This is a genomic window from Pseudomonas fluorescens, assembly GCF_902497775.2.
Lineage (GTDB): Bacteria > Pseudomonadota > Gammaproteobacteria > Pseudomonadales > Pseudomonadaceae > Aquipseudomonas > Aquipseudomonas putida_F.
The window spans coordinates 4,273,652-4,291,016 of record NZ_OZ024668.1 but is presented as its reverse complement, the minus strand read 5'-3'; the positions used below and the strand labels follow the sequence as shown (position 1 = coordinate 4,291,016).

The 17,365-nt window shown below is 64.1% G+C and carries 14 protein-coding genes and 1 pseudogene; 7 read left to right on the top strand and 8 right to left on the bottom strand.

The genetic code is table 11. The annotated features are described in order from the left end of the window. Positions 1 to 31: 31 nt before the first annotated feature. The 8 genes and pseudogenes from F8N82_RS27670 to gap form a co-directional block, all read right to left on the bottom strand. Positions 32 to 787 carry a methyl-accepting chemotaxis protein gene (locus F8N82_RS27670; protein ID WP_371857271.1) on the bottom strand — a complete coding sequence of 252 codons (756 nt, stop codon included), beginning with the start codon at positions 785 to 787 and terminating at the stop codon, positions 32 to 34. 102 nt (positions 788 to 889) lie between these two features. Beyond that, a pseudogene (locus tag F8N82_RS27665) lies at positions 890 to 1,960 on the bottom strand (HAMP domain-containing protein); the annotation flags it as partial. A 299-nt stretch (positions 1,961 to 2,259) separates the two neighbouring features. Further along, the gene (locus tag F8N82_RS19715; RefSeq protein WP_038999596.1) at positions 2,260 to 2,685 is read right to left on the bottom strand and encodes a YbaN family protein; all 426 of its coding nucleotides are present in this window, start codon (positions 2,683 to 2,685) and stop codon (positions 2,260 to 2,262) included. A gap of 60 nt (positions 2,686 to 2,745) precedes the next feature. After that, a complete protein-coding gene (locus tag F8N82_RS19710) occupies positions 2,746 to 3,360 on the bottom strand; it encodes a biliverdin-producing heme oxygenase (protein WP_038996897.1) in 615 nt (204 codons plus the stop codon). Between the two features lie 133 nt (positions 3,361 to 3,493). Next, on the bottom strand, positions 3,494 to 6,088 hold the full coding sequence (locus F8N82_RS19705; protein WP_038996896.1) for a TonB-dependent receptor: 2,595 nt from the start codon (positions 6,086 to 6,088) through the stop codon (positions 3,494 to 3,496). A 119-nt stretch (positions 6,089 to 6,207) separates the two neighbouring features. Then, positions 6,208 to 7,170: a FecR family protein gene (locus F8N82_RS19700; RefSeq protein ID WP_038999595.1), complete on the bottom strand. Its 963-nt coding sequence runs from the start codon at positions 7,168 to 7,170 to the stop codon at positions 6,208 to 6,210. A 94-nt stretch (positions 7,171 to 7,264) separates the two neighbouring features. Continuing rightward, a complete protein-coding gene (locus F8N82_RS19695; protein ID WP_038996895.1) occupies positions 7,265 to 7,777 on the bottom strand; it encodes an RNA polymerase sigma factor in 513 nt (170 codons plus the stop codon). A gap of 83 nt (positions 7,778 to 7,860) precedes the next feature. Then, positions 7,861 to 8,862 (bottom strand): type I glyceraldehyde-3-phosphate dehydrogenase, encoded by a 1,002-nt coding sequence (gap, locus tag F8N82_RS19690; RefSeq protein WP_038996894.1) that lies wholly within the window; start codon positions 8,860 to 8,862, stop codon positions 7,861 to 7,863. A gap of 269 nt (positions 8,863 to 9,131) precedes the next feature. Here gap and edd point away from each other — a divergent pair, with 269 nt between their 5' ends. The 7 genes from edd (at position 9,132) to F8N82_RS19655 (ending at position 17,361) form a co-directional block, all read left to right on the top strand. Then, positions 9,132 to 10,958, top strand: coding sequence for a phosphogluconate dehydratase (gene edd, locus F8N82_RS19685; RefSeq protein WP_038996892.1), 1,827 nt, complete (start codon positions 9,132 to 9,134; stop codon positions 10,956 to 10,958). Then, complete coding sequence (locus F8N82_RS19680) at positions 10,955 to 11,908, top strand: glucokinase (protein ID WP_038996891.1); 954 nt, start codon at positions 10,955 to 10,957, stop codon at positions 11,906 to 11,908. Before edd ends, F8N82_RS19680 begins: the two co-directional genes overlap by 4 nt. A 41-nt stretch (positions 11,909 to 11,949) precedes the next feature. Beyond that, on the top strand, positions 11,950 to 12,648 hold the full coding sequence (locus tag F8N82_RS19675) for a response regulator (RefSeq protein WP_038999593.1): 699 nt from the start codon (positions 11,950 to 11,952) through the stop codon (positions 12,646 to 12,648). A gap of 43 nt (positions 12,649 to 12,691) precedes the next feature. Then, positions 12,692 to 14,086, top strand: coding sequence for an ATP-binding protein (locus F8N82_RS19670; protein WP_305887452.1), 1,395 nt, complete (start codon positions 12,692 to 12,694; stop codon positions 14,084 to 14,086). A 144-nt stretch (positions 14,087 to 14,230) separates the two neighbouring features. After that, entirely contained in the window at positions 14,231 to 15,493 is a 1,263-nt protein-coding gene (locus F8N82_RS19665; RefSeq protein ID WP_038996889.1) for an ABC transporter substrate-binding protein, read from the top strand. A gap of 121 nt (positions 15,494 to 15,614) precedes the next feature. Next, on the top strand, positions 15,615 to 16,523 hold the full coding sequence (locus F8N82_RS19660; protein ID WP_010220172.1) for a carbohydrate ABC transporter permease: 909 nt from the start codon (positions 15,615 to 15,617) through the stop codon (positions 16,521 to 16,523). Then, positions 16,516 to 17,361 carry a carbohydrate ABC transporter permease gene (locus F8N82_RS19655; RefSeq protein WP_038996887.1) on the top strand — a complete coding sequence of 282 codons (846 nt, stop codon included), beginning with the start codon at positions 16,516 to 16,518 and terminating at the stop codon, positions 17,359 to 17,361. Before F8N82_RS19660 ends, F8N82_RS19655 begins: the two co-directional genes overlap by 8 nt. The last annotated feature ends 4 nt before the right edge of the window (positions 17,362 to 17,365 follow it).

Sequence of the window (17,365 nt, the reverse complement as noted above, 5' to 3'; positions counted from 1 at the left end):
AGGGCCATTGCAGACCATCAGGGGCGCCAGGTCAAACCCTGAACTGATCCATCAAGGCCATCTGCTGCGACGACAGGGTGTTGAGCTGGCTGCTCACCTGCGCCGATTCGGCGGCCTGGCCGGTCAGGGTCTCGGTCACGCCACGGATCGCCGAGACGTTGCGGTTGACCTCTTCGGCCACTGCGCTCTGTTGCTCGGCGGCACTGGCGATCTGCAGGTTCATGTCGCTGATCACGGTCACCGCCTCGCTGATCTTGTCCAGCGCCTGCACCGCCTGGTGGATCTGCCCGGCGTTTTCCTGGGCCTTGCCGTGGCTCGAATGCATGGTCGCCACCACCTCGCGGGTGTTGCTCTGGATGCGCTCGATCACCTGGCGGATCTCTTCGACCGAGTCCTGGGTGCGTCGCGCCAGGTTGCGCACTTCATCTGCCACTACGGCAAAACCGCGGCCGCTTTCACCGGCGCGGGCGGCCTCGATCGCGGCGTTGAGGGCCAGCAGGTTGGTCTGCTCGGCGATGCTGCGGATTACCTCCAGCACCGAACCGATCTGCTCGCTGTTTTGTGCCAGGGTTTCCACTTCGCTCACGGCCTTGCTGACCTCTTGGGCGAGCACGGTGATGTCGCGGGTGCTGCGCTCGATGATCGCCATACCGTCCTTGGCCGAACGGTCGGCTCCGCGGGCGGCGTCGGCGGCACTGGCGGCGCTGTTGGCGACGTCGTGGGCGGTGGCGCTCATCTCGTTGGAGGCGGTGGCCACCTGGTCGATCTCGCGAAACTGCACCTGCATGCCTTCACTGGTGCGCTGGGCAATTGCCGAAGACTGATCGGCCGTAGCCCGGGCCTGGGTGATGCTCTGCTTGATCTGGGCGATGGTCGGCTGCAGCTTGTCGAGGAAGCGGTTGAAGCCGCCGGTCAGCCGGCCCAGTTCGTCCTTGCGCGCATAGCGCAGGCGCTGGGTCAGGTCGCCGTCGCCGCTGGCGATGTCTTCGAGCATGCTCGCCACGGTGTTCAGCGGGCGGGTCACGCCGGTGGCGGTCAGCCACATCAGCAGCAGGCCGCCGAGGCCGGCCAGGGTGGCGAACAGCACCACCTTGAGGGTGCCGCTGGTGCGGGCGTCTTCGAGGGTGGCCTGCAGGCTGATGGCGTCGGCCAGCAATACCTGTTTGGGCAGGTCGATGAGAATGCCCCAGGGCTTGCTGTCGGCAATCGGCTGTACCGGATTGACGGCGCGGATGGTTTCGCCTTGTTCAAGGATCAGCGGCTGGTTGGCGGCGAGCTTTTGCAGCGCCTGCTGACCGTCCTGGTCGATGGCCTTGCCGACCTTGCCGGCATCGTTGCTGTTGGCGGCCAGCAGGCCGCTAGGGGCGACGATCATCAAGCGCCCGGCGCCATTGAACAGCTCCTGCTGGGCCTTGGCGGCGGCAGACTGCAGCGCATCGAGGGAAATATCCGCGCCCGCCACGCCGATCACCTTGCCGTTGTGCAGCAGCGGCATGGTGATGCTGGTCATCAGCATCTGCTTGCCCCCCACAGTGTCGGAGTAGGGCTCAAGCAGGCACGAGTGCGCACTGTTGCGCGAGCAGGTGTACCAGACGTTGTACGGCGTGCCGCTGAGGTTGATCTCGGTCTTGTTCAGGTCGACATCGCTGATCACCGTGTTCAGCGCCTGGCCCTGGGCACGGCTCCAGTAGCTGGCGAAGCGGCCGCTTTCGTTGCTCAGGCGCTTGGCATCGTTGGCGAAGGCGCTGTCGCCGCCGTCCAGGCCGTCGGGCTCGAAGGCCAGCCATACGCCCAGCACGTCGGGGTTGCGCTTGAAGCTGGTAGCCAGGCTCTGGTTGATCGCTTCACGCAGGTCGCCGCCGCTCAGGCCTCGGTCGCGTGCCAGTTGCTGCAGGTCCTGGACCTGGTCGGCGAGGGCGATGATGACGGTCTGGCTGTCGCTGAAGGTGCGTCGCAGCATCTCGGATTTTTCGCCGGCGCGGGCCTGCAGCAGGGCCTGGACATTGCGCGTGAGCATGGTGGTGCTGGCGTCGCCGACCAGTTCATCGCTCTGGCGCGATTGATACAGGTTGGTGCCAACGACAAGTGCGACCACCCCAAGCAGGCAGAGGCCGGAGAGCAGGACGATTTTCAGGCGGATCGAGAGCGTGTCGAACATGGACGTACTCACTAAAAGGCAGGCAGGTAGAGGACCGAGCCACGGGGCGGGCTCGATTCGCTACATCCTTTTAGCGATAACAGTTCATCGGCCTTATAGCCTTAGCCATGAGTGCTCGCCGATGAACGGTCGGCAAGGCTCAAGGGCGCGGTTTCCGGCCGCGACCAGATCCACAGGTTGCCCAGGGTCATGCCGGTAATGGCCAGAAACACCGGCCAGCGGTGGTCGAGGACCACCAGCATGAGGCTGGCGCACAGCAGCATGCTGATGGTGGCGCTGACCTTGGCCCGGCGCTGGATCACCTTGCCGTTGCGCCAGTTGCTCAGGATCGGTCCGAACAGGCGGTGGTTTTCCAGCCAGGCGCTCAGACGCGGCGAGCTGCGGGTGGCGGCCCAGGCGGCGAGGAGGATGAATTCGGTGGTGGGCAGGCCGGGAATCACGATCGCCACCAGGCCGATGCCCAGGCTGACGTAAGCCAGCAGGCCGAAGAGCAGGCGCGAGAGTTTTGAAGCGGCTGGGCGGGTCATGGGCTTGTCGGTGTGCACGGGCAAGGCCCGGTTACCACGAGGGTAACCGGGTAGGGCGCATCAGGCCAGTTCGGCTTTAGGCGCAGTTGCGTAGGCGTGTTTGAGCAACTCGGTGAAACGCTCGAAGGCGGCCACGGCGCCTTGCTCGGCCTTGGCTTCTTCTTCGGCGCTCAGTTCCAGGCCGTCGAGGATGCGGGTGAACTGCTTCCAGCCCTCGGCGCGGCCACCGGCCGGCTCGCCCAGGTGACGGGCGCCGAAGCTGTCCGACAGGCCCAGGCCGACGGCACGCTTGATCAAGAACGCGGCGCCGAGCTTGGACCCTTCGGAGACGAAGATCCAGCCCATGGCTTCACCCAGGCTGGGGTTTTGCAGGGCGCCGGCGAAGTCGGCGGGTATCCCGGTGTTCAGGTCGGCCAGGTCCAGGCCGGCCTGTTCGGCGCGGCAACGCTCGGCCAGGTCGGGGACGATGGCGATCAGTGCCGGGTCGGTGTACAGCGCCTTGAGTTCGGACTGGAACAGGTACTGGGCAACCACGAAGCGGGCGAAGCTCTCGCGGGTTTCGAACGGCGCGTGGGATTTGACCAGGGCGTCCAGCTCGGTGTGCGGGGCGTGGGTCAGCTGGTTCAAGCGTTGCGAGCGCAGGCTGGTGCGTTCGGCGGTGGTAGCGGCGGTCATGGTGATTCCTTGCGAAATGGGCGTGCCTGATGACTAGACGAATGAGAAGACGCGGGACAGTAAAAAAACCTCACCTGCAGGGGGCTGCTTTTGCAGCCCATCGCGGGTCGAGCCCGCTCCCGCAGGAAGCCGGTCAGATATCCCAGACCAGATTGATAGCGAAGTTACGGCCCGGCATGGTCAGGCGGTCGAGGTTGGCGGGGGCGGTTACTGCCGCTTCGCCGAGGCCGTCGTAGCCGCGCACGTCATCCCACTGCCAGTACTTTTTGTCGGTCAGGTTGTAGAGGCCGGCGTTGACAGTGATGTCGTCGCTGACCTTGTAGAAGCCGGTCAGGTCGAGCACGCCGTAGCCGGGGGTGCGGAACTGCTTGCTGGTGCCGTCGGGGGCGAAGAAGGTGGTGTCGTCGACGCGGTCCTTGCGCTTGACCAGGGTCCAGCTCAGCAGCGCACCGTATTGCTCCTGCTCGTAACCCAGGCCCATCACTGCGGTCAGCGGGTTGACGCTGTTGAGCGGCTGGCCGGTGTCGTCGTTGCGGCCATAGTGGTAGGCCAGCGAGCCTTGGGTGTAGAGGCCGTGGGGTGCACCGAAGGCGTCGAGGTTAAGGCGGCCCTTGAACTCGGCACCCTTGATGGTGGCGTGCTTGATGTTGTTGGCTTCGAAGGTCTGGCCCAGGTTGTTGCCCTGCACGGCGTCTTCGTTGATGAAATCGCGGTACTTGTTGTAGAACACCGCGACATCGAAGTTACCCGCCTCGAAGTTGCCGCGCAGGCCGGTCTCGTAGCTCTTGCTCTTTTCCGGCTCGAGGTCGGAGTTGCCGCGCACGCTGTAGCCCTGGCCCGGGTTCTCGAAGCGGCCGTACAGTGCCTTGGCGGTCGGCGTGCGGAAGCCTTCGGCGTACTGGCCGTACCAGGTGTAGTTGTCGTTGAAGGCGTAGGTCAGGCCGAACTTGGGCGAGACCCGGTGCCATTTCTTCGCATCGTCGTCGACCGGGTCGGCGGGGTTGGCGCCAACCCCACGGAGGAACTCATCGGACATGTGCGGCTTGAGCTTGGTGTAGTCGTAGCGCGCGCCCGGCAGGAAGGTCCACTGGTTCCAGCGGATCTCGTCCTGGGCAAACAGGCTGTAGGTGTTGACGGTCGGATCGGGGAAATCGCTGACCAGCGCCTGGCTGTCATTGGTGCTGACCTGGCCGATGAAGCGGCAGGCACCGCCGACGTTCAGGCAGGTACCGGTACCGCTGCGCGAACCGGTGACCTTCTGGTGCTTGAGGGTGGTGCCGTAGGTCAGCAGGTGCTCGGTCGCGCCGATGCTGAAGGCCTTGTCCAGCTGGGCGTCGAACACCCACTGGCGGTCCTTGTAGGTGGTCTGGCGGTCACGGAACACCTGGCGGCCCGAAGCAAAATAAAGCTCTTCGGTACGCTGGTCGGTCTTGCCGATCTGATAGTTCAGGCTCCACTTCATGTTGTCGGCCAGCGCGCTGCCCAGGGCGAACTCGTGGTTGATGCCGAAGCGCTCGCGGGTCACGGTGTCGTTGCCGGTGCGGTCGCGGTACGAGTTCATCGCGCCGAAGCCAGGAATGAACGGCCCGCCCACGGCGCTCTTGAGCTTGAGGTCGCGGTCGTCCTTGTAGTGTTCGTAGGTGAAGGCCAGGCGCGCGTCGTCGGCGTAGTTCCAGCCGGCCTTGGCCAGGATGTTGGTGGTGCGCACGTCTTCGGGGTTGGCGGCGGTACGCGCCAGGCCCGTGCCGCCGTGGCTGCTGTAGGACTCGGTTTCATGGCCGTTGCGCTGGCTCAGGTGCAGCAGGCCGTCGAACTCACCCTGGCGGCCGGCGACGGTAGCCGAGTTCAGCCAGCTTTCGTCTGCCGAGCTGTAGCCGGTCTTCAGGCGTGCGCCGACGTCCTGGCCGGGCTTGATGATGTCGTCGGGGTCGAGGGTGAAGTAGCTGACCGCGCCGCCAATGGCGTTGCTGCCGTACAGCACCGAGGCCGGGCCACGGAGGATCTCCACGCGCTTGATGATTTCAGGGTCGACGTAGTTGCGCTGGGTCTGGGCGTAGGGGCCGAAGAAGAAGCTGTCGGGGATCGCCACGCCGTCGATCTGGGTCAGCACCCGCTCACCGTCGATACCGCGGATGTTGTAGCCGTTCAGACCGCTGCGCTGGCCGGTGCCGCTGACCGAAACGCCAGGCTCGTAACGCACCAGTTCCTTGATGTTGTTGACGTTCTGGCGGTCGAGCTGCTCGCGGGTCTGCACGCTGACGGTGCTCGGCACCTGGCTGATGTCCTGGGCGCTACGGGTGGCGCTGACGGTGATCTGTTGCAGGGCGATGGCCTTGCTGGCGCTGCGTTCAATCACCACGTTGCCACTGCTCAGGGTGCGGTAGCTCAGGCCGGTGCCAGCCAGCAGGCGCTGCAGGGCAGCTTCCGGTTTCAGCGAACCCTGCACGCCCGGTGAGGCGACGCCTTCGGCCAGTTCAGCAGAGAAGCCCACTTGCCAGCCGGTCACCGCAGTAAAGGCGTTGAGCGCCGACACCAGCGGTTGCTGGTCGATGGCGAAGCGGTAGTCGCCCATGCGCGGGGCGCTGGCCTGGGCCGGTTCTGCGGCCAGCGCCGGCAGGCTGCAGGCGCCGCTGGCGAGCATGGCCAGGGTCAACAGGGAGAGCGTGCAACGCTGCAGGCCGGGGGTACGTGAAGTGGCTGAAGATCGACGAGTGAAACCAGTGGACATCGAAAGCGCTCCCTGTCGCGCGAATGTTATAGGTGCATACTGATTCAAAAATAAGAATCAGTTGCATTGGCTATAACGAGACGTAACAGCTTCAGGGATCGCGTAAAAAAACTTTTGCGTCAGTTCAGAATCACCAGCGCCGGGTACTCGTGCAACTGCGCCGAGGTGATGTGCGCCAGGGCGCGCAGGGTTTCCAGCGGCTGGTCGAGGCGATAGTTGCCGGTGACGGCGACGTTTTCCAGGTGCTCGTTGCCGTTGATGATCCAGCCGGGGTAGTAGCGGCGCAGCTCGGCCAGTACCTGGCTCAACGGGCAGTTCTCGAACACCAGCCGGCCCTGGACCCAGGCCAGGTCTTTTTGCGCATCCAGGCGCCCGCGCTGGCCGAAGCCGTTGGGGCCGACGCTGATGCTGTCGCCGGCCGAGAGGCGAATGCGCTGGTCGCTGCTGGCCTGCAGGTCGACGTCGCCGCGCTGCACTCGTACCTGCGCTTCGCCGTTGAGGTAGCGTACGGCAAAATCGGTATCGCGCACGCTGGCGCGCAGCGGGCCGGCTTGCAGCTCCAGGGGCGGTTGGCCGCCGCCGGGAATCTCGAAGTAGGCCTCGCCCTGCAGCAGCCGGGCTACCTGGCGGTTGTCGTGCAGGTCGCTGGCAAACGCCGAATTGGTGTTGAGCAAGACCTTGGAGCCGTCATCCAGCTGAAGCCGCTGGCGTTCACCCACTACGGTCAGGTGATCGGCCTGCAGGCGCACCGGCAGGTTGCCGACGGTAAAAATCCCCACCAGCAAAACGGCAGCTGCGGCCAGGGGCTTCCAGTGCGGGCGGATGCGTGAACGCAAGGTGCGGCGCTGCACCTGATGGAGTTGTCCGGCCACCTGACGCAGCGGCGCGCCGTTCCAGATGGCTTCGGCCTCGACATAGGCGCGGGCATTGGCCGGGTCTTCTTCGAGCCAGGCTTCGAAGGCCTGGGTGTCTTCGGCGCTGGCGCATTGCAGGCGGATCAGCCAGTCCAGGGCCTGGTCCATGGCACGGTCACTGGCAGCTTGGCCAGGCGGCGAGGGGCGAGGGGAGGGACTGTCGGTCACGGGTGGGTCCTTGGCGGGGCTGGCGCTTTTTTGCGAATGATCCGGGGTATCCATGGGGATGGCAAGGTTTTAGCTGCGATCCACGACGGGCTGTTTACTTCAGCCGGTCGGCTACCCCTACACAGATGGCCATGATCAGTTTCAGTTCCTTCTGAACCGTGCTTGCCGACACCTTCAATTGTTCGGCGATTTCCAGGTAGCTGGCGCCATGCAGGCGGCTGAGGATGAAAATCCGTTGCTGGCGCTCGGTCAATTGCCCAAGGCTGACGCTCAGGCGTTTGAGCAGTTGTTCGGCGTGGGCGGCGTCTTCGGCGCTGCTGCTGGGTGCGGCGACGTTGTGCAGGATCTGCTCGGGCACATCGTCAACCAGGTTGCGCGACTGCGCCCGGCGGGCGCGCAAATGATCGAGGGCGAGGTTGCGCGCGGTCTGGAACACGAAGGGTTCGAGGTGCTCGATGGGGCGTTCGCCAAGGGCACGGGTTACCCGCAGGTAAGTCTCCTGCAACAGGTCTTCGGCAGTGCTGGGGTTATCCACCATGCGCTGCAGGGTGCGCAGCAGGCTGACCCGCTGCGCGAGGAAAACGGCGTTGAACTGGGACTGACTCACAGCGGTACCCGACCATGGTGTGGCGAATGATAATGCTTATCATCAACGCTTTGGTCAAGTACCGGGTCTTTTTAAGCTCCCAGTCAACGGGCGTTGCACAGCGCCAGGCAGTTATCCAGCATGCGGTTGGAGAAGCCCCACTCGTTGTCGTACCAGGCCAGTACCTTGAGCATGCGCCCGTTAGCCCGGGTGTGGTTGGCGTCGAAGATCGACGACAGCGGGTTGTGGTTGAAGTCGCAGGACACCAGCGGCAGGCTGTTGTAGCCCAGCACCTTGGAATGCCGGCTGGCTTCCTTGAACAGCGCGTTGACGGCCTCGGCCGTGGCCTCGCACTCAAGATTGACGGTCAGGTCCACCAGCGACACGTTGATCACCGGCACCCTCACGGCCATGCCGGTGAGCTTGCCGGCCAGCTCCGGCAGCACCAGGCCCACGGCTTCAGCGGCGCCGGTCTTGCTCGGGATCATCGACTGGGTCGCCGAACGGGCACGGAACGGGTCGCTGTGGTAGACGTCGGTCAGGTTCTGGTCGTTGGTGTAGGCATGGATGGTGGTCATCAACCCCTGCTCGATGCCGAACTCGCGGTGCAGCACCTGGGCCAGCGGCGCCAGGCAGTTGGTGGTGCACGAAGCGCTGGAGATGATCTGGTGCGAAGGGCGCAGGATATCGTGGTTGACCCCGTACACCACGGTGGCATCAGCGCCCTTGGCCGGCGCCGAGATAATGACTTTGCCGGCCCCGGCAGTAAGATGGGCGGCGGCCTTGGCGCGCTCGGTGAACAAACCGGTGCATTCGAACACCACATCGATGGCTTCGGCTTTCCACGGCAACTCCGCCGGGTTGCGAATGGCACTGACCGCGATGCGGTCGCCGTTGACGGTAATACTCTCGTGATCGGATTCAACGGTGGCAGCAAAGCTGCCGTGGACGCTGTCGTATTTGAGCAGATGGGCATTGATCGCGCTGTCGCCCAGGTCGTTGATGGCGACGACCTGCAGGTCCTGACGGTAGCCTTGGGTATAGAGTGCGCGAAGGATGTTGCGGCCAATGCGGCCAAAGCCATTGATTGCGATACGAAGGGTCATGGAGCTACCTCTGGAAGACCGGGTGAAGCCCGTGGCAATTGAAGTTTTGCTTCACTGCATCTGATTTTGTTGTTGGAATTACAAGATTATTCGTAAAAAAATAGAAAACAAGCCTTTTTGCTGGCAATATTTTATTTAATCTACAACGAGCGATCGGCCAAGCCGTTCCTCCCGCAACGCATCGCCCCTGCCATTGAGCCTAGGCCGCGATCGTTGATAAGGGAAACCGCCGCAGAGGTCGCAACCACCGATAGCCTGGAGTCCAGTACATGCATCCGCGCATTCTTGAGGTCACCCAACGGCTGATCGCCCGCAGTCGCCCCACACGTGAACGTTACCTTGAGCTGATTCGCGGGGCCGCCAGCGACGGGCCGATGCGCGCCAAGCTGCAATGCGCCAACTTCGCTCACGGTGTTGCCGGCTGCGGCAGCCAGGACAAGCAAAGCCTGCGGATGATGAACGCGGCCAACGTCGCCATCGTCTCCGCTTACAACGACATGCTCTCGGCGCACCAGCCCTACGAGCACTACCCCGAACAAATCAAGCAGGCGCTGCGCGAGATCGGCTCGGTCGGCCAGTTCGCTGGCGGCGTGCCGGCCATGTGCGACGGTGTCACCCAGGGGGAGCCCGGCATGGAGCTGGGCATCGCCAGCCGCGAAGTGATCGCCATGTCCACCGCCATCGCCCTGTCGCACAACATGTTCGACGCGGCGCTGATGCTGGGCATCTGCGACAAGATCGTCCCCGGTCTGTTGATGGGGGCGCTGCGCTTCGGTCATCTGCCGACCGTGTTCGTCCCGGGCGGGCCGATGCCGTCGGGTATCTCCAACAAGGAGAAAGCCGACGTGCGCCAGCGTTACGCCGAAGGCAAGGCCAGCCGCGAGGAGCTGCTGGAATCGGAGATGAAGTCCTACCACAGCCCAGGCACCTGCACCTTCTATGGCACCGCCAACACCAACCAGCTGTTGATGGAAGTGATGGGCCTGCACCTGCCGGGCGCCTCCTTCGTCAACCCGTATACGCCGCTGCGCGATGCCCTGACCGTCGAGGCTGCGCAGCAGGTTACGCGGATGACCAAGGCCAGTGGCAGCTTCATGCCGCTGGGCGAGATCGTCGACGAGAAATCCCTGGTCAACTCCATCGTTGCCCTGCACGCCACCGGCGGTTCGACCAACCACACCCTGCACATGCCGGCGATTGCCCAGGCCGCTGGTATCCAGCTGACCTGGCAGGACATGGCCGAGCTTTCGGAAGTGGTGCCGACCCTGTCCCACGTCTATCCGAACGGCAAGGCCGACATCAACCACTTCCAGGCCGCTGGCGGCATGGCTTTGCTGATTCGCGAACTGCTCGATGCCGGGCTGCTTCATGAAGACGTCAACACCGTCGCCGGCCACGGCCTGCGCCGCTACACCCAGGAGCCGTTCCTTGAGGAGGGCAAACTGGTCTGGCGCGAAGGCCCGTCGGCGAGTCTCGATGAGGCGATCCTGCGCCCAGTGGCGCGGGCGTTCTCGCCCGAAGGCGGCCTGCGGGTCATGGAAGGCAACCTCGGTCGCGGGGTGATGAAGGTGTCCGCGGTCGCCCCCGAGCATCAGGTGGTCGAAGCGCCGGCACTGGTGTTCCATGACCAGCAGGCGCTGGCCGATGCTTTCCAGGCCGGCGAGCTGGAGCGTGATTTCGTCGCGGTGATGCGTTTCCAGGGCCCGCGCTGCAACGGCATGCCCGAACTGCACAAGATGACCCCGTTCCTCGGCGTGCTGCAGGACCGTGGCTTCAAGGTGGCCCTGGTAACCGACGGGCGCATGTCCGGTGCTTCGGGGAAAATCCCGGCGGCTATTCATGTTTGCCCGGAAGCCTTCGATGGCGGCCCGCTGGCGCGCCTGCGTGATGGCGATATTGTGCGGGTCGACGGCGTGGCCGGCACCCTGACGGTGAAGCTCAGTGCCGCCGAACTGGCCGATCGTGAATTGCCCGTAGCGCCGACCGGCAACGACCTGGGCTGTGGTCGCGAGCTGTTCGGCTTCCTGCGTACCGCCCTGAGCTCGGCAGAGAAGGGCGCCAGCGCCTTCACCTCGGCCCTGGAGACGCTCAAATGAAGCGCGCACTGGTCGGCGATATCGGCGGCACCAATGCACGCTTTGCCCTCTGGGAAGACAACCGCATGCACGCGGTGCAGGTCTTTGCCACGGCCGATTACACCAGCCCGGAACAGGCCATCGGCGCCTATCTGGCCGAGCAGGGCGTGGCCCGCGGCGAGCTGGGCGCGGTGTGCCTGGCGGTGGCCGGGCCGGTCGACGGCGATGAGTTTCGCTTTACCAACAACCACTGGAGCCTCAGCCGCCAGGCGTTCTGCAAGACCTTGCAGGTCGAGCAGCTGCTGCTGATCAACGACTTCACCGCCATGGCCCTGGGCATGACCCGCTTGCAGGCGGGCGAATACCGCAGCGTCTGTCAAGGCACGCCGGATGCTGGCCGCCCGGCACTGGTGATCGGCCCGGGCACTGGCCTTGGCGTCGGCACCTTGCTTAGCCTCGGTGAGGACCGCTGGATGGCTTTGCCGGGCGAGGGCGGGCATGTCGACCTGCCGGTGGGCAACGCCCGCGAAGCACAGATTCGCCAGCAGATCGAAAGCGAGATCGGCCATGTCAGCGCCGAAACCGTGCTCAGCGGCGGTGGTCTGCTGCGTTTGTACCAGGCTATCTGCGCGCTGGATGCTCAACCTGCGCCGCTGCAAAGCCCAGTGGCGATCACCGATGCGGCGCTGGCCGGCGAGCCGGTTGCCCTGGCGGTGATCGAGCAGTTCTGCCGTTTTCTCGGCCGGGTGGCGGGCAACAACGTCCTGACCCTCGGTGCGCGGGGCGGGGTGTTTATCGTCGGCGGCATCATTCCGCGCTTTGCCGAGCTGTTCCTGGCCAGCGGCTTTGGCGCCAGCTTCGCCGACAAGGGCTGCATGAGTGGCTACTTCAAGGATGTCCCGGTATGGTTGGTGACCGCCGAATTCTCCGGTTTGCTCGGGGCTGGCGTGGCGCTGCAGCAAGCCGGTTGAGGTACGGGAGCAAGGAGTGATTCGTGAGCAAGTCGATACTGATGGTCGACGACGACCAGGACATCCGTGAACTGTTGCAAACCTACCTGAGCCGCGCCGGTTTCAGCGTCCAGGCGGTGGCCGACGGGCGCGGCTTTCGCCAGGCCCTGGAGGCCAGCGACTGTGACCTGGTGATCCTCGACGTGATGCTGCCCGACGAAGACGGCTTCAGCCTGTGTCGCTGGGTGCGTCAGCATCCGCGCCTGGCGCAGGTGCCGATCATCATGCTCACGGCCAGCTCCGACGAAGCCGACCGGGTCATTGGCCTGGAGCTGGGCGCCGATGATTACCTGGGCAAGCCCTTCAGCCCGCGCGAATTGCAGGCGCGGATCAAGGCGCTGCTGCGCCGTGCCGGCTTTGGCCAGGAGCGCAGTGGCAGTGACGTGCTGGCCTTCGATGACTGGCGCCTGGATACCATCAGCCACCGCTTGTTCCACCGCGATGGCGAAGAGGTGATCCTGTCCGGTGCCGACTTCGCCCTGCTCAAGCTGTTCCTCGATCGCCCGCAACAGATACTCGACCGCGACACCATCGGCAACGCCACCCGTGGCCGCGAGCCAATGCCGTTGGACCGCATCGTCGACATGGCGGTCAGCCGCCTGCGCCAGCGCCTGCGCGACACCGAAAAACCGCCACGGCTGATTCGTACCGTGCGCGGCAGTGGTTACCTGCTGGCGGCCAGCGTTGCACCTGCGCACTGAGGGGCGTTGGCGCCTGCCATTGCCGCGCTCGTTGCTCGGGCGCATGCTGCTGCTGACACTGCTGGTGGTGTTGCTGGCACAGGCGTTGTCGAGCCTGATCTGGTTGTCGCAACTGCGCGCCAGCCAGAGGGAAGGCCTGGTCGCCAGTGCCCGCAGCCTGGCCCATTCGATGAGTGCCAGTGTCAGTTACTTTCGTTCGCTGCCGGTGGCTTATCGGCCGATGGTGCTCGACCAGTTGCGCAGCATGGGCGGCACCCGTTTTGTCGTCTCCCTCAACGATAAACCACTGGATATGCAGGTACTGCCCACCACGCCACGCAAGGCCGCGGTGATCGATGCCGTTGGCGACGTGCTGCACCAGCGCCTGGGCGCGCAGCTGGAAATTTCCATCCAGTTCGTCAGCCCGCAGGATCTGCGGATCTTCAACAGCGGCTTGAAGCTCGATGAGTTGCCGCGCTCCTGGGCCCACTATGCGCTGACCCTGGAGCCGATCAACCCGCCGGTGCTGGTGACCCAGATCCACCTCGCCGAAGACGAGTGGCTGTACATTGCCTCGCTGCTGCCCGAGCCCTACACCAGCCTTGAAGAGCAGGGCCTGCCCAGCCAGCAGTTGTGGTTCATCGTCCTCACCAGTTCATTCCTGCTGCTGTTCATCGGCCTGCTGGTGCACTGGCAGAGCCGCCCGCTCAAGCGCCTGGCGTTGGCTGCACGAGAGATGTCGCTGGGGGCTGACGTCGAGCCGGTGACCGAAGGCGGCGGCAGCGAAGTGGAGGAGGTGGGCCGTGCCTTCAACGCCATGCGCGAACGCATCAGCCGCTACCTGACCGAACGCAGCCAGTTGTTCAGCGCCATCTCCCACGACCTGCGCACGCCGATCACGCGCTTGCGCCTGCGGGTCGAGTTGCTCGATGACGAGCAGTTGCAGGCCAAGTTCGGTCGCGACCTCGATGAGCTGGAAATGCTGGTCAAGGGCGCGCTGCAATGCGTGAAAGACACTGACATCCACGAGAATATCGAACCTATCGACCTCAACCAGGTGCTCGAGTGCCTGGTCGAACCGTACCTGGGCAGCGGCCAGATCACCCTCGAAGGCCGCGCTCTGGCGCCGTACCCCGGCAAGCCGCTGGCGCTCAAGCGTTGTATCGGCAACCTGATCGACAACGCGCTCAAATACGGCGAGCGCGCCCATCTGCGGATTCTCGACAGCGATTCGGGCTTCGTCCTGCAGGTCGATGACGAAGGCCCGGGCGTGCCCGAGCAGCGTCAGGAGCAGGTGTTCGAGCCGCACTTTCGCCTGGCCGGGCAGCAGCAGGGCTACGGCCTGGGCCTGGGTATCGCGCGCAATATCGCCCACAGCCACGGCGGCGAAGTGAGCCTGCGCAACTTGCGTGAAGGTGGCCTGCGGGTAACCTTGAGCCTGCCGCGCAGCAGTGATTGAAATCCTCACGATGCGAATGTCACCAGACTGTGACATTCGCGCATCCCTTCGTTACCTCCGGCGCCCGTGGCGCTGGTTAGACTCCGATGCAAGCGCAAGCACCATGACTTGCACCTGCATAACAACAAGAAAAGGTTTCTCTCGATGAATGCGATCAATCGCCTCGCCGCTGTCATTTCCCTCGCCTCCTTGTTGCCCCTCAGTGCTGCCGCTGCTGCTAACGGTACGATCGAAGTGACCCATTGGTGGACGTCCGGTGGTGAAGCCGCGGCGGTGAAAACCCTCAAGGAACAAATCGAGAAAGACGGCTTCACCTGGAAGGACAACGCCGTCGCCGGTGGCGGTGGTGCCGCGGCCATGACCGTACTCAAGAGCCGTGCGGTCGCCGGCAACCCGCCAGGCGCCGCCCAGATCAAGGGCCCGGACATTCAGGAGTGGGGCGCGCTGGGCCTGCTCACCGAGCTCGATGATGTCGCCAAGGCCAACAACTGGGATGCTCTGCTGCCGAAGAAAGTTGCGCAGATCATGCAGTACGACGGCCACTACGTCGCGGTGCCGGTGAACATCCACCGGGTCAACTGGCTGTGGATCAACCCGCAGGTGTTTGAAAAAGCCGGGGCCAAGGTGCCGACCACCCTCGATGAACTGTTCGAAGCCGCCAACAAGCTCAAGGCCGCCGGCTTCACCCCCTTGGCCCATGGCGGGCAGCCGTGGCAGGACAGCACTGTCTTCGAGGACCTGGTGCTGAGCATCCTCGGCCCCCAGGGCTATCACAAAGCCTTCGTCGAGCTGGATGAAAGCACCCTGACCGGCACGAAGATGGTCGAGGTGTTCAAGACCCTGCAACGCCTGGGCACCTACATGGACCCCAACCGCGCCGGGCGTGACTGGAACATTGCCGCCGCTGAGGTCATCAATGGCAAGGCCGGCATGCAGATCATGGGCGACTGGGCCAAGAGCGAGTGGACCGCCGCCGGCAAGGTGGCGGGCAAGGACTACCAGTGCGTAGCCTTCCCCGGCACCCAGGGCAGTTTTGCCTACAACATCGATTCGCTGGCGATGTTCAAGCTCAAGAAGAAGAAAGACATCCAGGCCCAGAGCGACCTGGCCAAGGTCGCCCTGGAGCCGCAGTTCCAGACCGTGTTCAACCAGAACAAGGGCTCCTTGCCGGTCCGTCAGGACATGGACATGAGCCAGTTCGACGCCTGCACGCAAAAGTCGGCGGTAGACTTCAAGGAAGCGGAAAAAGGCGACGGCCTGCAACCGAGCATGGCTCACAACATGGCGACCTCCCTGGCGGTGCAAGGGGCGATCTTCGATGTCGTCACCAACTTCTTCAACGACCCGAAAGCCGACCCGGCGACGGCGGTCAAGCAGCTGAATTCGGCGATCAAGTCGGCCAAGTGATGGGCTGATATGTGGGGGCGGGCTTTTGGACCCTTCGCGGGGCAAGCCCGCTCCCACAACAGCAACGCATCCCTGTAGGAGCGGGCTTGCCCCGCGATAGCCTCCACACGAGATCATCCTGATGAGCACTGTTGCCACAATCAACAAGGCCTCACCCCTGGACGCCCTGCAGCGCTGGTTACCGAAACTGGTACTGGCGCCGAGCATGTTGATCGTCCTGGTGGGCTTTTACGGCTACATCCTCTGGACCTTCGTCCTGTCCTTCACCAACTCAAGCTTCATGCCCAGCTACAAATGGGTCGGCCTGGCGCAATACGCCCGGCTGATGGAGAACGATCGCTGGTGGGTGGCGAGCAAGAACCTGTTGCTGTTCGGCGGCATGTTCATCGCCATCAGCCTGGTGATCGGCGTACTGCTGGCGGTACTGCTCGACCAGCGTATCCGGCGCGAAGGGTTCATTCGCACCATCTACCTGTACCCCATGGCGTTGTCGATGATCGTCACCGGCACCGCCTGGAAGTGGCTGCTCAACCCCGGCCTGGGCCTGGACAAGATGCTTCGCGACTGGGGCTGGGAAGGCTTTCGCCTGGACTGGCTGGTGGACCCCGACCGGGTCGTCTACTGCCTGGTGATCGCCGCCGTATGGCAGGCTTCGGGCTTTGTCATGGCGCTGTTTCTGGCTGGCCTGCGCGGTGTCGATCAGTCGATCATCCGCGCCGCCCAAGTCGATGGCGCCAGCCTGCCGAGCATCTACCTGCGCATCGTCTTGCCGAGCCTGCGCCCGGTGTTTTTCAGTGCGCTGATGATTCTTGCGCACATTGCCATCAAGAGCTTCGACCTGGTCGCCGCCATGACCGCCGGCGGCCCGGGCTATGCCTCGGACCTGCCGGCGATGTTCATGTATTCCTTCACCTTCAGCCGCGGGCAGATGGGCATGGGCTCGGCCAGCGCGATCCTGATGCTCGGCGCGATCCTGTCGATCCTGGTGCCTTACCTGTATTCGGAACTGAGGAACAAGCGCCATGACTAGGTCCCTCGCTCCCCGCTCGTTGAGCTTCAGCCGCCTGGCCATTTACTCGACCCTGATCCTGGCCTGTGCGCTGTACCTGATCCCGCTGATCGTGATGCTGCTGACCAGCTTCAAGTCGCCGCAAGACATCCGTACCGGCAACCTGCTGAGCTGGCCCGAGGTGATCACCGGCATCGGCTGGATCAAGGCCTGGGACACAGTCGGTGGCTACTTCTGGAACTCGGTGAAGATCACCGTGCCGGCGGTGGTGATCTCGACCCTGCTCGGTGCGCTGAACGGTTATGTTCTGTCGATGTGGCGCTTCAGGGGCTCGCAGTTGTTCTTCGGGCTGCTGTTGTTCGGCTGCTTCCTGCCGTTCCAGACCGTACTGCTGCCGGCCTCGTTCACCCTTGGCAAGCTGGGCCTTGCCAGCACCACCACGGGCCTGGTGCTGGTGCATATCGTCTACGGCCTGGCCTTTACCACGCTGTTTTTTCGCAACTACTACTGCAGCGTGCCGGAGGCGCTGGTGCGCGCGGCGCGGCTCGATGGCGCGGGGTTTTTCACCATCTTCGGGCGCATCCTGCTGCCGATGTCGGTGCCGATCATCATGGTCTGCCTGATCTGGCAGTTCACCCAGATCTGGAACGACTTTCTCTTCGGCGTGGTGTTCGCCAGCGGCGATGCGCAACCGATCACCGTGGCCCTGAACAACCTGGTCAACACCAGCACCGGGGTCAAGGAATACAACGTCGACATGGCGGCGGCGATGATCGCCGGGTTACCGACCCTGTTGGTCTATGTGCTGGCTGGCAAGTATTTCCTGCGCGGGCTCACGGCCGGCGCGGTCAAGGGGTAAACAA

Bases quoted from the DNA above. Each gene is read 5' to 3' on its own strand.
- F8N82_RS19715 (WP_038999596.1), bottom strand. From the start codon at position 2,685: ATGACCCGCCCAGCCGCTTCAAAACTCTCGCGCCTGCTCTTCGGCCTG.
- F8N82_RS19710 (WP_038996897.1), bottom strand. From the start codon at position 3,360: ATGACCGCCGCTACCACCGCCGAACGCACCAGCCTGCGCTCGCAACGC.
- F8N82_RS19660 (WP_010220172.1), top strand. From the start codon at position 15,615: ATGAGCACTGTTGCCACAATCAACAAGGCCTCACCCCTGGACGCCCTG.
- gap (WP_038996894.1), bottom strand. From the start codon at position 8,862: ATGACCCTTCGTATCGCAATCAATGGCTTTGGCCGCATTGGCCGCAAC.
- F8N82_RS19705 (WP_038996896.1), bottom strand. From the start codon at position 6,088: ATGTCCACTGGTTTCACTCGTCGATCTTCAGCCACTTCACGTACCCCC.
- F8N82_RS19670 (WP_305887452.1), top strand. From the start codon at position 12,692: ATGCTGCTGCTGACACTGCTGGTGGTGTTGCTGGCACAGGCGTTGTCG.
- F8N82_RS27670 (WP_371857271.1), bottom strand. From the start codon at position 787: ATGCAGGTGCAGTTTCGCGAGATCGACCAGGTGGCCACCGCCTCCAAC.
- edd (WP_038996892.1), top strand. From the start codon at position 9,132: ATGCATCCGCGCATTCTTGAGGTCACCCAACGGCTGATCGCCCGCAGT.
- F8N82_RS19680 (WP_038996891.1), top strand. From the start codon at position 10,955: ATGAAGCGCGCACTGGTCGGCGATATCGGCGGCACCAATGCACGCTTT.
- F8N82_RS19665 (WP_038996889.1), top strand. From the start codon at position 14,231: ATGAATGCGATCAATCGCCTCGCCGCTGTCATTTCCCTCGCCTCCTTG.
- F8N82_RS19655 (WP_038996887.1), top strand. From the start codon at position 16,516: ATGACTAGGTCCCTCGCTCCCCGCTCGTTGAGCTTCAGCCGCCTGGCC.
- F8N82_RS19675 (WP_038999593.1), top strand. From the start codon at position 11,950: ATGGTCGACGACGACCAGGACATCCGTGAACTGTTGCAAACCTACCTG.